The 15136-nt window shown below is 58.5% G+C and carries 14 protein-coding genes and 1 tRNA gene; 11 read left to right on the top strand and 4 right to left on the bottom strand.

Annotated elements, in window-relative coordinates:
* The first annotated feature begins 11 nt into the window (after window positions 1-11).
* The 4 genes from AB4Z23_RS21765 (at window position 12) to AB4Z23_RS21750 (ending at window position 4213) form a co-directional block, all read left to right on the top strand.
* Window positions 12-275: a spike base protein, RCAP_Rcc01079 family gene (locus tag AB4Z23_RS21765; RefSeq protein WP_003508451.1), complete on the top strand. Its 264-nt coding sequence runs from the start codon at window positions 12-14 to the stop codon at window positions 273-275.
* A gap of 198 nt (window positions 276-473) precedes the next feature.
* Entirely contained in the window at window positions 474-2141 is a 1668-nt protein-coding gene (locus AB4Z23_RS21760; RefSeq protein WP_035199896.1) for a phosphoethanolamine transferase, read from the top strand.
* Between the two features lie 65 nt (window positions 2142-2206).
* Window positions 2207-2860 (top strand): response regulator transcription factor, encoded by a 654-nt coding sequence (locus AB4Z23_RS21755; RefSeq protein WP_004431644.1) that lies wholly within the window; start codon window positions 2207-2209, stop codon window positions 2858-2860.
* Window positions 2861-2866: 6 nt separating this feature from the next.
* Window positions 2867-4213, top strand: coding sequence for a sensor histidine kinase (locus AB4Z23_RS21750; RefSeq protein ID WP_441360761.1), 1347 nt, complete (start codon window positions 2867-2869; stop codon window positions 4211-4213).
* Window positions 4214-4266: 53 nt separating this feature from the next.
* Here AB4Z23_RS21750 and AB4Z23_RS21745 read toward each other — a convergent pair whose 3' ends face one another.
* A complete protein-coding gene (locus AB4Z23_RS21745; RefSeq protein ID WP_004431639.1) occupies window positions 4267-5571 on the bottom strand; it encodes an MFS transporter in 1305 nt (434 codons plus the stop codon).
* A gap of 222 nt (window positions 5572-5793) precedes the next feature.
* Between AB4Z23_RS21745 and AB4Z23_RS21740 the strand changes: the two genes are divergently transcribed.
* The 5 genes from AB4Z23_RS21740 (at window position 5794) to AB4Z23_RS21720 (ending at window position 11246) form a co-directional block, all read left to right on the top strand.
* Window positions 5794-6909 (top strand): RHE_PE00001 family protein, encoded by a 1116-nt coding sequence (locus tag AB4Z23_RS21740; RefSeq protein ID WP_035199890.1) that lies wholly within the window; start codon window positions 5794-5796, stop codon window positions 6907-6909.
* A gap of 257 nt (window positions 6910-7166) precedes the next feature.
* Window positions 7167-7397 (top strand): helix-turn-helix domain-containing protein, encoded by a 231-nt coding sequence (locus AB4Z23_RS21735; RefSeq protein ID WP_004431634.1) that lies wholly within the window; start codon window positions 7167-7169, stop codon window positions 7395-7397.
* Window positions 7398-7621: 224 nt separating this feature from the next.
* On the top strand, window positions 7622-8872 hold the full coding sequence (locus AB4Z23_RS21730; RefSeq protein ID WP_035199889.1) for an adenylate/guanylate cyclase domain-containing protein: 1251 nt from the start codon (window positions 7622-7624) through the stop codon (window positions 8870-8872).
* A 232-nt stretch (window positions 8873-9104) separates the two neighbouring features.
* Window positions 9105-10097: an inositol 2-dehydrogenase gene (gene iolG / locus AB4Z23_RS21725; RefSeq protein WP_004431628.1), complete on the top strand. Its 993-nt coding sequence runs from the start codon at window positions 9105-9107 to the stop codon at window positions 10095-10097.
* 264 nt (window positions 10098-10361) lie between these two features.
* Window positions 10362-11246: a DMT family transporter gene (locus tag AB4Z23_RS21720; RefSeq protein ID WP_441360760.1), complete on the top strand. Its 885-nt coding sequence runs from the start codon at window positions 10362-10364 to the stop codon at window positions 11244-11246.
* Window positions 11247-11269: 23 nt separating this feature from the next.
* Here AB4Z23_RS21720 and AB4Z23_RS21715 read toward each other — a convergent pair whose 3' ends face one another.
* On the bottom strand, window positions 11270-12325 hold the full coding sequence (locus AB4Z23_RS21715) for an ornithine cyclodeaminase (RefSeq protein ID WP_035199886.1): 1056 nt from the start codon (window positions 12323-12325) through the stop codon (window positions 11270-11272).
* 13 nt (window positions 12326-12338) lie between these two features.
* Window positions 12339-13259, bottom strand: coding sequence for an arginase (rocF, locus tag AB4Z23_RS21710; RefSeq protein ID WP_025595246.1), 921 nt, complete (start codon window positions 13257-13259; stop codon window positions 12339-12341).
* Between the two features lie 132 nt (window positions 13260-13391).
* Between rocF and AB4Z23_RS21705 the strand changes: the two genes are divergently transcribed.
* Both AB4Z23_RS21705 and AB4Z23_RS21700 read left to right on the top strand, forming a co-directional pair.
* Window positions 13392-13829, top strand: coding sequence for an Lrp/AsnC family transcriptional regulator (locus AB4Z23_RS21705; protein WP_004431612.1), 438 nt, complete (start codon window positions 13392-13394; stop codon window positions 13827-13829).
* Window positions 13830-13952: 123 nt separating this feature from the next.
* Window positions 13953-14026 (top strand) — tRNA-Gln (locus tag AB4Z23_RS21700).
* A 123-nt stretch (window positions 14027-14149) separates the two neighbouring features.
* Here the strand turns inward: AB4Z23_RS21700 and AB4Z23_RS21695 are convergent.
* Window positions 14150-15136 carry a beta-ketoacyl-ACP synthase III gene (locus AB4Z23_RS21695; RefSeq protein ID WP_026330989.1) on the bottom strand — a complete coding sequence of 329 codons (987 nt, stop codon included), beginning with the start codon at window positions 15134-15136 and terminating at the stop codon, window positions 14150-14152.

The raw sequence follows: 15136 nt of genomic DNA, 5'->3' as shown, positions 1-15136 counted from the left end.
GGGAGACAGCAATGGCTGAGACTTACGAACACCACGCCGCAGGCCTCGAATCCCCGGCATCCCATGCTTTCGAGGTTGTTCCTGATGATACGAACCCGCTTCCTTCCCCCACGCGCGCCATCTATGTGGGCAATGGTGGTCATCTCTGCCTGACCCTGCTTTCCGGCGCGACGGTGACCTTCCAGAACCTGCCCGCAGGCAGCCTGCTGCCGGTCAGGGCCACCCGCATATTTGCAACCCGCACCACCGCCACAGGCATTCTGGGGCTCAATTGAGCGCTCCATCGCCGGCTGATCTCCTCGATCTGAAACGCAGCCCTCGCCAGAAGCCCACCAAGGAGTGTGACACTTTCATGACAAGCTTTCAGGTTGATGTCAGCAAAATGAAGCATCCGCCATTGATCGGCCCATGCGGCAGCTTGGACAGCGGCGTTCCCGCCCCTTTTTCGTTGCCGCCGGCCTATCGGAAATCTGGTGGATCTGGCAGTGGCTCTTTTTACCGCGAAAGCGACGGGAACAATAACGTATCGTCCGGAGATCGGCAGCGTGCCGCTCAGCCTGCTGACGGCGGCCTATCTGCTGTTTTTCACGAACCAGACATTCTGGTCGAAGGTTCACACCTATCTTTCCGCCTATCCGGTTGCCATCGTCGCGCTTTATGTCGCCATAGCGGCGCTTTTCGGTGCGCTCATCACCATTTTTTCCGCCAAATATCTCATCAAGCCGTTTCTTATCTTGCTGATATTCGCGGCCGCGGCGGCTTCATGGTTCATGGACCGCTACGGCATCATCATCGACAGCGACATGATCCGCAACGCCGTGGAGACCACGCGCGCGGAAGCGGGCAATCTGATGACACCTGGCCTTTTCTGGCATCTGACGATCTATGGGCTGGTGCCGTCGCTCGTCATCGCCGCCGTCCGGGTTCGGCATCGGCCGATCATCGACAAGTTGCTGTGGAACACCGTCAGCATCCTGATCTGCCTCACCGTTGCCGGCATCATCAGCTTTGCGAATTCCAAAACATTCACCACCGCCGTGCGCCAGCACAAGGATATCGTCAAAAGCGTCAATCCCTTGTCGCCGATCATATCCACCATTCACTATCTGACGCAGGCGGAAAAGGAAGCTGACATACAGGTGAGCCCGATCGGCAAGGATGCGAAAATCCTGCCGGCGCTGGGTGGCATCCACAAGCCACGCATCACCGTCATCGTGGCTGGTGAGACCGCGCGCGCTGCGAACTTTTCCCTGAACGGCTATGGGCGCGACACCAACCCGGAACTGGCAAAGCGCGACGTGATCTATTTCCCTAATACAACCAGCTGCGGCACTGCGACGGCGATTTCCATTCCCTGCATGTTCTCGAAATTCCCGCGTTCTGAGTATAGCCACAACAAGGCGCTCGCCAACGAGAACGTCATGGATGTTCTTGTCCATGCCGGTGTCGGTGCAACCTGGCTGGACAACAACACCGGCAGCAAGAACGTGGCCGACCGCATTCCCTTTTTCGACCTGCCTTCCACCAACGACACCCGCTTCTGCACTGGCGGAGAATGCCGCGACGATATCTTCTTCGACAAGCTCGACGCATGGCTCGATAACGTCAAGAAGGACAGTGTCATCGTGTTGCACCAGATGGGCAGCCATGGGCCGACCTACTATCTGCGTTACACAGACGAATTCCGGAAGTTCACCCCGGACTGTCGAACCGCTGAGCTTGGCAATTGCACGGACGCGCAAATCGTGAATTCCTATGACAACACGCTTCTCTACACCGATCATTTCCTGTCGACCGTGATCGACAAGCTGAAGGCACGCTCCAACACGCTGGCGACGGGGATGATCTACGCCTCGGACCATGGTGAATCGCTTGGCGAAAACGGCGTCTATCTGCACGGCGCACCCTATCTGCTGGCACCCGACCAGCAGACCCATGTGCCGTTTCTCGTCTGGTTCGATGATGATTTCGCCAAATCAATGGGGCTGGATCGCGCATGCCTTGCAAAAGGCGCAGCAAAGGGCGGGCGCTCGCACGACAATTATTTCCACAGTATCCTTGGAATGATGAACGTCTCCACCTCCGTCTACGATTCCGCGCAGGACGTGTTCGGCGGCTGCACCCAGCGCCAGAATAGCTGAACATACAGTGCTTGACGCTTATCCCGTGAAAGCGATACGCAAGACGACGCGATAAAGGAGCTGTCTTGCGGGTTCTGCTTGTTGAAGACGATCATGTGCTGGGAGAGGCGCTGCGAGACCATGTCGCCGCGGCAGGCCACGCCGTYGACTGGTTTAAGTTGCTCGACGACGCCACGGCGGCGACGCTGACCATGGCYTACGGGCTCATCCTGCTCGACATGCGGCTGCCGGAYGGCGATGGCATCACCCTTTTGCAATCACTGCGCAAYCGCGATGACTCGACGCCGGTGATCATTCTGACGGCGCACGACCAGGTGTCCGACCGGATTGCCGGACTGAATGCCGGTGCGGACGACTATCTGGTCAAGCCCTTCGATCTCAACGAGCTTTCGGCACGCATGCTGGCGGTCTCGCGGCGTTACGAGGGGCGCTCCGCCCCCGTCATTCGCCTGCCCGGCATCGAAATCAACCAGGTGGCGCGCAATATCGTCGTTGACGGAACAGCGCAAACGCTCAGCGCCAGAGAATGGGCCGTGCTGGAAAAGCTGGTCGAGCATCCCGGTGCGGTCGTCTCTAAATCTCAACTGCACGACACGCTCTATGAATTCGGCGCGGAAATAGAAAGCAATACGGTCGAGGTTTATATCAGCCGGCTGCGCAAGAAGATCGGCCATGACCGCGTCGAGACCGTGCGCGGCGTCGGCTACACCATCAGGTAGACAGAAATGGCCAGACCAACCAGCATGACCCGCAAGCTCGTCACGGCGCTGACGAGCGTTGTCGCCATATCCTGGTTTATCGCCTGCGGGTTRGGCGTCATGGTGATGCAGGACGAGTTCGCTGAAATTTTCGACGCTGGCGTTGAGGAAACAGCCGAAAGACTGCTGCCACTGCTGGTGGACGATCTCAGGGAAAACAACACGGGCCCCGCCTCGCAAAAACTCAACCAGTCTGCACATGCGGCGGAATATCTGACCTATCAGGTTCGCGACCGGGAAGGACAGGTCGTCCTTCATTCACATGACAGTTCGACCGAACCTTTCGAGGTCTCTCTCGACCCCGGTTTTTCTGAAACGGCGACCCAGCGCATCTACACGGTGGCGACACCGGACGGGAATTACTTCCTTCAGGTCGCAGATGCCTTCGCCAACCGGCGTGAGGCAATCGAGGAAGCCGGCACTGCAATTTTGCTGCCCGTTCTCATTCTTATCCCCGCCAGCATCTTTGCCGTTATCTTCGTGGTGCGCAAAACCCTGCAACCGATACAGACCTTGCGCGACGAGATCGGGAAAAAAGACGGCGGCAATCTCGCGCCACTGGAAACCCTGCCGTTTCCGGCTGAACTTCACCCGATTGCCCGCTCGGTTAATCTGCTGCTGAGGCGGCTGCGATCGACAATCGAAGCGGAAAGGGAGTTCACCGCCAACAGCGCCCATGAATTGCGCACGCCGATTGCCGGCGCGCTGGCGCAGGCGCAGCGGCTGCACGCCGATATTCCGCCTGAACTTGCACCGCGCGTGGAAAATATCGAGAAAGCCCTGATGCATCTCGGCCATCTCGCCGAAAAACTGCTGCAGATGTCGCGCGCGGAAGCAAGGATCGGGGTAACAGACACGGCGACCGACCTCATCCCCATTCTCGAGCTCATCATCGACGATATGAGCAGAACGGCGATCGGCACGTCCCGCATCCGCTTCACGAATCGCTGCGAAGGCGGCCTGAACTGCAAGCTGGGCACGGATGCCTTCGGCATCATCATCCGCAACCTACTCGAAAACGCCCTGATCCACAGTCCGSCGGAAAGCCCGGTGCACATACTGGCCGAAGAGGACGGTACGATCCTTATCGTCAATTCCGGCGCGGCGATCGACAAGGCGCTTCTTCCCAAACTGACGACGCGCTTTGTCCGAGGCCCGTCCAAGGCTGATGGCACCGGGCTTGGCCTCGCTATCGTCAGAAGCCTGATGGAACAGATTGGCGGCGAACTCGTGCTATCCTCCCCYGCACCCGGCAGACAGGACGGTTTTGAGGCCCGCATCGTGCTTCCGGTCGAAGACGCCGGAATGCGCTGAAAACAAAAAGCCCCGCCAGGGGGCGGGGCTTTCGCTGGTATTATTGTGGCCGCTCAATCCTCGTGAATATGGCTATGGTCGCGCGTATCGCGCATCTTCACATAAACCACCAGCGACAGCGCAATCATGATCGTAACGTACCAGAAGAACCAGTTTTCGTGGCCGATCTGCTTGAACTTCAAGGCTACGAATTCTGCCGTTCCMCCGAAAATCGTGTTCGCCAGCGCGTAGGGCAGAGCCACACCGAGCGCCCGGATGTGGGCGGGGAACATTTCCGCCTTCACCACCGCATTGATGGAAGTGTAGCCGGTGACGATCAACAGGCCGACCAGAACGAGAGCGAAAGCCATGATCGGGTCGGTTGTCGTCGCCAGCGTCGTGAAGATGAGATAGGTGAACAGCGTTCCAAGAATGCCGAAGCCGACCATCAGCGGCTTGCGACCCACCTTGTCCGACAGYGCACCGGCAATCGGCTGGCACAGCATGAAGACRAAGAGGGCTGCCGTGGTGATTTCGGTCGCGCTTTCCTTGCTGAAGCCGGAGGTATTGACGAGGAATTTCTGCAGATAGGTCGTGTAGGCGTAAAAGGCGAGCGTGCCGCCTGATGTCAGCGCCATGACCATCATCGCTTCCCGCGGRTARTGCTTGAAMAGCGCCCATCCGCTCGATTTCGGCTTGTCCGCGTTGCCCGCCTTGGCATTTTCAAAGGACTGCGTCTCGGCAAGGCCGCGACGGATGTAAAACACCGCAATTGCAAGAACGCCACCGATGAAGAAGGGAATGCGCCAGCCCCAGGCGCCGAGCTGCTCGGGTGTCAGAACCCGCTGCAGAACCAGCAACACCGCCAGCGCCAGAAGCTGGCCGGAAATCAGCGTCACGTACTGGAAACTGGAGAAAAAGCCGCGACGGTTCTTGCCGGCCATTTCGCTGAGATAGGTCGCGCTGGCGCCATATTCACCGCCGACGCTGATGCCCTGCAGCAGGCGGGCAAACACCAGAATGGCAGGCGCTGCAATGCCGATCGTCTCGTGGCCGGGTGTAATTGCGATCAACAGCGAGCCGAGGCACATCAAGGTAACGGACAAGGTCAGGCCGGCCTTGCGGCCCTTGCGGTCGGCATAGGTTCCCATGAACCACGCACCGATGGGCCGCATCAGAAATCCGACGGCAAAAACGGCGGCCGCGCTCAGCAATTCGGCGGTCTGGTTTCCGGAAGGGAAAAACACCGGCGCGAAATAAAGGGTGAAGGCCGAATAAACGTACCAGTCGTACCATTCGACGAGGTTGCCCGCCGATCCGCCGATAATGGATTTCAAACGGGTTTTCTGATCCGGTGCCGTAGCGGGACCATTTGCCATAATATTCACGGTAAACTCCAATTCATCTCGCCTGGAGGTGGAAGGGCGAACGGAAGGTGTGATAATTTGTCGCTCTCGGAGGGGGTATATACCCGCCATATTGCAATGCGCAAGTTTACGCCGCATCGCAGCATGGCAATGGCAGCGTCTACTCGCCATCTTCCGCGCCGGACCATTCTAATACGCCTTGTCACCCGGCCGTGCTCAAACTAAAAAATATCAATGATTTACGATACATCGGACATCCATATCGAAAAGCTTCTCATCCCCGCCGCGCGCGCGGGTGAAGCGCTGGCACGACTGGATGAGAGGATAAGCCGGTCGCCGATGAAACACGGCTTCATCGAAAGGCAGGACTTTACCGACGCGATTTCCTCCATGTGGGTTGATGGCGAACTTGTCCATATGGAAGATCTGGTCCTGCATGACGCCCATATGGATGTGCGGGCGCCAACCCATGAAATGACGGCGGCGCACCGGATCGTCCGCTCAAGGCGGCTGATTTTTTCAAACGCGCCAGGCTGGGCCTTCACTGCACCAGGCCTTTCCCGTCTGCGCGGAAGAATGGGAATTGCCGCCGACGCGACGGCATTTGCCCCGGAAACGGTGGATCATTCCGGCAACGAAGAGGCTGATGCAGAAGGCGAGACACCGCTGGACGGGGCCTTTTCCGAGCTGGACGCACTTCTGGCGCGAAGCGCCGCGACYTTGGACGCGATCACCGCCGGCACCACCCTTGCGCCGGTGACACATCGGGARGAGGCCCATCCGATGATCAACGATCCCGAYTGGGACGAGGAGGAAAGGCTGAAGGAATGGCGGCAGGTCCTTGGCCAGACGGAGGAGYTGCCCCCRATCCTGCGCACCGCAATCCTGCTGGATGCCTGGAATATGATCGAGGTTCTGCAACGCAGCCCCTGGCTCGGCAGGCTCATGGCCGCCGCTTTTCTGCGCGACGGGGCTGTCTCTCCCGACCACCTGCCGGCGCTCAGCGCTGGTCTTCGTGCCGTCCCGCGCGAGCGCCGGCACGCCAGAAACCAGACGCAACGCCTAGTCGCCCTTCTCGACAGCTTTTACGAGGCGGCGCTGGCCAGCATGAAGGAACATGACAGGCTGACCCACGCCAGAGAACGCATGATGCGCAAGCTGGCCGGCCGACGCTCGTCTTCGCGTCTTCCAGAGCTGGTGGAGCTTGTCGTCTCCCGGCCGGTGGTTTCGGCGGCCATGATCGTCAGGGAACTCGGCACCACGCCGCAGGGCGCGATAGGGCTCGCCAATCAACTGGAGTTGAGGGAGGTTACGGGCCGCGGCCGCTTCCGTGCCTGGGGCATGCTRTAGCACAAGCCGCYAGTCTTCATCCGCCTAAACCCCGGAAAAATAGTATTTTTCTCAACCCCTTGTTCCTGCGATGAATCCCGCAGGAATCCTGCGATCACGAATCTTAACAAAATTTAACTATTGCGTAGGTGGATGAAGCGGCTATGTTCTCGCTGCGTTGCAACACGATTTTTCTCCGGTAACGCGGTCGCATTCGGCTCCGGCAACCTTTCTTTGCCATCCGCATTAAAGTGTCCACCATGAGGGAGATGCAAAAAATGACAATTTCAGTCTCACAACTCGATTCCGATCAGGAAACAGATGCTCCTTTCGCCCGAAAAGTCCTGATGGCGCGCAATCTCGCCGGATATACGGTCGATCAGCTTGCCATCACCTGCGGCCTGACAGCCAATGAAATCCGCGCCYTGGAAGACGGCTCAGACAGCGATCCTCTGCGCATCAGGCGCGTTGCCGCCGCCCTGCATATTCCAGTCGAAACCGTTATCTGATCGTTCACAACGATCCGAACCAAATCTCAGCGCCGCCGGGGACGATGTTCACGCAACATCCGGGCGGCGCGCGTARCGGTTTGAACGCTACAAGTCTCTCCGGAACATTTTCCGCTCCGCTCTCTTAACATTTCCGTTATCCGGCACCACATGATGTCCGCACGGGACATGTTCGCCATGTGGCCCGCCTGCGCGAGAGCACCAATAATTTCCGGAATCCTGCCATGACACTCAGCCTTAACACCGAAGAACGGGTTTCTTCAGCATTGGATGAATTGTGGCCAACGGAGAAAACGGAAATTCTCGACTGGCTCGTCACCGGCACAAAGGACGAGCGCTTTATCGATGAGATATTCTTCGAGCTGTGTAGCAGGTTGCGCGAAAGTGGAATTTCCATAGCGCGGGGCGCACTTGCCTTCCGCATTCGTCACCCGCAATGGCTTGGCGCGCGCATCCTGTGGAAGGCCGGCATATCGTCGGCCGAGATCACCACCTATGGCTATGGGGCGGAGAGCTCGCCCGAATATCTGAACAGCCCCATCAACGACATCCATCAGGGCGCAACCGAAATCCGCCACCGGCTGACCGGCGACGAAATCGAGCCATCCGCTTATCCGATCTATGAGGAATTGCGCGCCGACGGGCTGACGGATTATTTCGCCTGGCCGATCGAACATACGTTCGGCAAGCGCCATGTCGCCACTTTTTCCAGCGATCGGCCCGGTGGCTTTTTGGAAGCGGAAGTCCTTGCGTTGAAAAACCTGCTACCGGCGCTCGCGCTGGTCAGCGAAATTCGCCTGAAAAACCGCATGACGCGCACCCTGCTGGAGACCTATGTCGGGCCGCATGCGGGCGAAAAAATCCTCAATGGCGCAACGACGCGCGGCAGCGGCATAACGGTCGGCGCGGCGATCCTGATCTGCGACCTGCGCAACTTCACCCATATTTCCGACCTCTGGCCGCGCGATGATGTGATCGAATTGCTGAACGGTTATTTCGACGCGATGTGCGATCCGATCGAGGAATTCGGTGGTGAAATCCTGAAATTCATGGGCGATGGGCTGCTGGCGATTTTCCCGCTCAGCGATCCACAGGCTTGTGAAAACCTGCTGAAAGCCATTGCCAGCGCACAGAAAAGTCTCGTTGCCCTCAACGACATCAATTGCCAGAAAGGCCATGACCCTCTGGGTTACGGCATCGGCGTCCATGTTGGCGATGTCATGTATGGCAATATCGGCTCGAAAACCCGCCTCGATTTTACCGTCATCGGTCCGGCCGTGAACATCGCATCACGGCTTGAAACCCTGACCAAGGAAACCGGCCGCAACGTCCTGTTTTCCGAAGAATTTGTCCGTATGGCCGGACACGAGGACAAGCTGGACAATCTCGGCCCATGGCTTCTGCGCGGCCTTGAAACCCCGGTCGAGGTTTATGCGCTTCCCCAACAGGAGGTCCTCGCACCCTCTGTCGACTGACTGCCGGTCAGGACTTTATTCCCGTTTCAACGCTTTCTCAACGCAGCGCTCACCCGTGCTGCGCAACCTCCCGAAGAGATGATTTCCGCTGCCCTGCCCGTCGTCAAAACGCTTGACACGCCTCCGATGTCGATCTAGCAAAATAGAACATATATTCCATATCGAAACATTGTTTGCGTTCATATTCTGTCTTTCCGGGAGTGGAAGACGGGTGTGAGGAACCGGAGGAAAGATGGTTACGAAATTGGCACTGCTCGGCGCTGGACGGATCGGCAAGGTCCACGCCAAGGCGATCACCACCGACAGCCGTGCGAAGCTGGTGGCCGTTGTGGACGCCGTTGCCGGTGCTGCGGAAGCAATCGCCCGCGAAGCGCAGTGCAAGGTCAGCACAATCGACGAGGTTCTGGCTGACAAGACGATCGAYGCCGTCATCATCTGCACGCCGACCAACACCCATGCCGATCTGATTGAGCGTTTCGCCCGTGCCGGCAAGGCCATCTTCTGCGAAAAACCCGTCGATCTGGATGTGGCCCGTGCGGAAGCCTGCGCCAAGGTGGTTGAGGAAACCGGTGCAAAGGTGATGCTCGGTTTCAACCGGCGTTTCGATCCGCATTTTCAGGCCGTGCACAAGGCAATCGAGGATGGCCGCATCGGCAAGGTCGAAATGGTGACCATCACCAGCCGCGATCCCGGCCCGCCGCCAGCCGAATACATCAAGGTTTCCGGCGGCATTTTCCGTGACATGACTATTCATGATTTCGACATGGCGCGGTTCCTGCTCGGCGAGGAAGTGGAAAGCGTATTCGCCACCGGTTCCGTTCTCGTCAATCCGGAGATCGGTGCACTCGGCGATTTCGATAGCGCCAGCATCATTCTGACGACGAAAAGCGGCAGGCAAGCCAGCATTTCGAATTCGCGACGCGCGACCTATGGGTATGACCAGCGTATCGAAGTGCATGGTTCGCTCGGTTCGGCTGCGGCCGAGAACCAGCGGCCGGTCTCCATCGAGATCGCCAATGCTGAGGGCTACACCCGCCCGCCGCTGCATGATTTCTTCATGACGCGTTATACGGCGGCCTACGCGGCGGAAATTACCGCTTTCATCGATTGCATCGAAAACAATGTAGCTCCGTCACCCTCCATCAAGGATGGGCTGATCGCATTGAAACTGGCCGACGCTGCGCTGAAATCCGTCACCTCGAAGGCGGCCGTGACGATCGGCTGATCGACGCGGAAATCACTCCGTAACCGACATCCTGTCCGCGGTGCGTTAACGCATGGCGGACAGGAAAACAGCTATTCGCAAAGCTTYCGCCAGCATCGGCGCCACCCGTGAACTTGACCGGGCAGAGGCAGTCTTCGGACTTGCATGGCAGCTATTCGGAAAATAAGGTTGTCTGACAAGATACGGCCAGACCATATGGCTGCTATTCACCTTATTCACGCCGAATCCTCTTTTTGCCGGCAACAGCCGGACAGTGGTTTATTTATGCCATCACCCAAGACCGGTTATCTTTATGCGCTCATAGCATTCACGATCTTTGCAGCGCAGGATGGCATATCCAAACATCTTGGCRGTTCTTATCCGCCCGTCTTCGTCGCCATGCTTCGATACTGGGCCTTCGCCGTCTTCGTTTTGTTGATGGCTGCAAGGTCCTCTGGCGGCATTCGGGGCGCTGTCATGGCAAACCGTCCGTGGCTGCAGATCAGCCGCGGCGTCCTTCTTGCCGTGCAGATTGTTTTTTCCATTTTCTCCTTCGCCGTTGTCGGGCTGGCGCACAGCCACTCCATCCTCGCTTCGGCGCCGCTGATCGTCGCCGCACTGTCCGTGCCGTTGCTTGGCGAACATGTGGGCTGGCGGCGCTGGTGCGCCATTTTTGTCGGCTTCGTCGGCGTTCTCGTCATTCTGAAACCTGATGGCGAAGGGTTCGACAACCGCCTGCTGATCACTTTCATCGCCGCCTTCATGCTTGCGCTCTACAGCGTCCTGACCCGCCTTGGCAGCAAGAGCGATTCAGCGATGACGAGCTTCTTTTATACCGGCGTGGCCGGTGCGGCAGCACTGACGCTGGTGGGTCCGTTTTATTGGGTTAGCCTTGCACCCCAGGATTGGGGCTGGATGCTGGCGCTGTGCATTACCGGCATGAGCGGCCATTATTGCCTGATCAAGGCATTCGAGCTGGCGGATGCGGCCTCGGTGCAGCCGTTTTCCTATTACCAGCTCGTGCTCGTCTCCATCATCGGCGTCACCATCTATGGCGAGGTCGTGACATCCAACATGGTTCTGGGTGCTGCAATCGTGATCGCCGCCGGTCTCTTCACCATCTGGCGGGAACATGCCGTTGCCCGCAGGGAACGCAGGCGGGCTGGCTGACGTCATTCCGGTTGAACGTCCTCTCAGGCGAGAGCCGCCTCGCAGCGCAACAGCATTCCAAACAGGTCGCGCGGCTCATCCGGATCGGCCAGCAGATCCAGYTCCGTRTAAAGCCCGGTGGCGGCCAGTTTCGAGCGCACATAACGCAGCGCCGAAAAATCCTCGGTCGCGAAACCGACGCTGTCGAACAGCGTGATCTGCCTGTCGTTTACCCGCCCGTGCTTTTCACCCGATATGACCTGCCATAGYTCWGTGACRGGGTAGTCCGCTGGCAATTGCTGGATTTCACCTTCGATGCGCGTCTGCGGTGGGTATTCGACAAAAATGTCCGACCGCAGCAGAATGTCCCGGTGCAGTTCCGTCTTGCCGGGACAATCGCCGCCGACGGCATTGATGTGAATGCCGGGGCCAACCATGTTGTCGGTCAGGATTGTCGCATATTGCTTGTCAGCCGTGACGGTGGTGATGATATCTGCACCTTCCACTGCGCCCTGCGCACTATCGCAAATTTCGATGGTAAAGCCCTGCCCGACAAGATTGCGGGCGCATTTTTCGCTGGCGGTCCGGTCGATATCGAAAAGCCGCACCGTGTCGATGCCAAGAATAGCCTTGAAGGCCCGCGCCTGGAACTCGCTCTGCGCGCCATTACCGATGATGGCCATCGAGCGGGCATTTTTGCGGGCTAGGTGTTTTGCAGCGACAGCCGAAGTAGCAGCGGTGCGCAGCGCCGTCAGAATGGTCATTTCGGTCAGGAGCAGTGGATAGCCGTTGCCGACATCGGAAAGCACCCCAAAAGCAGTCACCGTCTGGCGGCCCTCCTTCATGTTTTTCGGATGGCCGTTCACATATTTGAAGCCATACAGCGTTCCATCACTGGTTGGCATCAGCTCGATGACGCCCTCTTGGGAATGCGATGCGATGCGCGGCGTCTTGTCGAAACTTTCCCAGCGGCGGAAATCCTCTTCCACGACGTCGGCAAGTTCGCGCAGAAACGTATCGATCCCCACGCGCAGCACGAGTTTCATCATATGATCGACGCTGACGAAAGGTACGATATTAAGGTTCGGTATAATCGTCATTGCATCATCCCCCTTAGCCGGCCCGCGTCGGGCGGTCCATAACCCGCTTGCCCATCAGGCTGGCAGCCAGGTCGACCATCAGCGTCGCCGTCCTGCCGCGCTCATCGAGAAACGGGTTAAGCTCCACGAGATCGAGACTGCACACAAGCCCGCTATCATGCAGCATCTCCATCACCAGATGCGCCTCACGGAACGTCGCCCCACCCGGAACCGTGGTGCCGACCGCAGGCGCGATCGACGGTTCGAGGAAATCGACATCGAGACTGACATGCAACAGGCCGTTTGCCGCCTGCACCCGCGCAAGGAACGCGCGCAGCAGAACCGCGACACCATGCTCGTCTATCGAGCGCATGTCGTGAACGGTGATGCCGCTGTCTTCCAGTGCGGCTCTCTCGGCTGGATCGACGCTGCGGATGCCGATCATGCCGATATTTTCCTCAGGAACTGCATGGGAGAGCGGCGGAAAGTAACCCGAAAATCCGTCGCGACCACTGAAATAGGCGACCGGCGTGCCATGCAGGTTACCGCTGCGCGTCGTTTCAAGCGTGTGGTAATCAGTATGGGCATCGAGCCAGAGCACGAAAAACGGCCGGCCACTCTCCGCCACCCGCCGCGCCATGCCGGCGACGGTTCCCGCGGAAATTGCGTGGTCGCCGCCAAGAAAGATCGGCACGGCGGCAGCACTTTCTCGATAGGCGGCCTCCGTCAGCGCCTCGGTCCAGGCCACCGTCTCAGCGAGATGATGCACCGCCGGATTGGGGTGGCTAAACTCCCTCAGCGGCGCCGGCGTCACATTGCCGGTATCCACCACCCGATGGCCCAGATCTTCGAGCGCCCGCGTGAGACCGGCGATGCGATACGCACTCGGCCCCATCTCACACCCCAATTGCCCGGCTCCGATTTGCAACGGCGCACCGATCAGCCTGATATCCATTTGAGCCCTCGCTTTCATCAACCGATAACCTCACTAAACCACACAGACATGGCGGAATGAACATCAAATATTGGCAATATTATCGAAATAGGCTATCGATTTGGTCAAATCTATTTATCAGAATGGCTACCAATGGATGATCTCGACGAACGGCTCGTGACCCTTTTGAGGCATAACGGCAGACGCAGCATTTCCGATCTGGCGATCGAGACGGAAACCTCGCGCGCAACGGTACGCTCACGCATCGAAAAAATGGAAAATGACGGCACTATCATCGGTTACACCGTCATCCTGCGTGCCGATGCGGTGGAGGCGGCGATCCGCGGCATCATGATGATCGAGATTGAAGGACATGTGACGGACCGCGTCATCCGCACTCTCGGCGGTTTCCCGGAAATATCCGAAATCCACAGCACGAACGGCCGCTGGGACCTGATCGTAGAACTTAACGCCGCCACTCTCAGCGATTTCGACGCGGTGCTCCGCCGTATCCGCCTTGTCCCTGGCATTACCGGCAGCGAGACCAGCCTTCTGCTCTCCACCCCACGCTCCACCCGTGCGCGACTCTGACGCAGGAGACAGACGCAAAAGAGCGACGAAAACGCATTTTTCGATTTTTTCGACTTGCGCCCCGCAAGAAATCATCTATATGACGACCCACCAAAGCGAACGCGGTAACCCGCTTCGGGCTTTTGGGGAATAGTTCAATGGTAGAACGACGGACTCTGACTCCGTTAATCTTGGTTCGAGTCCAGGTTCCCCAGCCAAATTTCTCCAAACAAAATCAAATTGTTTCGAGCACTTGAGCTGCATCACCGCGCTCTGCCTATATCTGCCAACGTTGTGCGCGCGGCTCGATCCGACTAAGACATTTCCGTCTCCAGCTGGCCTTAGCCTCGATACACCACCGCCCCCCCAGTCATCCCCGCCCCTGCCGCCGTCAATAACAGCGTTTCACCCTCCGTGATGGGCCGCTCAGCATTGGAAACGGAAAGCGAAAGCGGAATAGTGGCGGCAGAAGAGTTGCCGAAGGTTTCGACTGTACGTACCGTCTTTTGCCGGTCGATGCCGATATTGCCGCAGACGGCATCGAACATGCGGGCATTGGCCTGATGCGGCACGAACCGCTGGATATCGGTGGCCGTCATTTCTGCGCGTTGCAGAGCGCGCTGTGAGGTCTGCGTCATTGTTGCGACGGCACGGGAAAAGACCTCGCGGCCGTCCCGCATCGTCATAAGGGTATCTTCAGCCTCTGTATCATTGGAAAAAGGCTGGCTGCTGCCGCCCGCCGCGATCTGGATCAGGTCGTAACCGCTCCCATCCGAAACGAGATCGGCAGACAAAAGGCCGCGCTGCGCATCCCGGCAGGGGACAAGCACGACGGCGCCGGCAGCATCGGCGAACAGAACCGCAGTTGCCCTTTCCGCCGGATTGATACGACGGCTCAAGATATTGGCGGCAACAACCAGCACCGCGCGGCCGTGGGTGCGGACAAAACCATCCGCAAGAGTGAGCGCATAAAGAAAACCGGAACAGGCCCCGGCAAGATCGATCGCCCCGGATTGTGTGAGGCCCAACCGGTGCGCAAGCAGCGGGGCCGAAGGCGGCAAAAGATGGTCTGGCGTGGACGTCGCAAGCAATGTCAGTGCGATATCCTCGGCGCCAATTCTCGCGTTTTCCAGTGCCATGCGGCCGGCTTTTTCGGCAAGGCCGCTCAGCGTCTCGCCCTCTTGCGCCCAATAACGTGTGCGGATCCCCGTCCGACGCTCTATCCAGCCAGCCTCCAGCCCAAGACGCGTCTCAATCTCGGCGTTGCGGACACATCGCGCTGGCACGGCATGCCCGAAGCCAGCCATGCGGGAAGAACGGGTCTGCAT

The sequence above is a fragment of the Agrobacterium sp. MCAB5 genome (assembly GCF_052114365.1).
Classification (GTDB): Bacteria; Pseudomonadota; Alphaproteobacteria; order Rhizobiales; family Rhizobiaceae; genus Agrobacterium; species Agrobacterium tumefaciens.
Note: the sequence above shows the minus strand (reverse complement) of the source record. Positions and strands in the feature narration are given on the sequence as shown.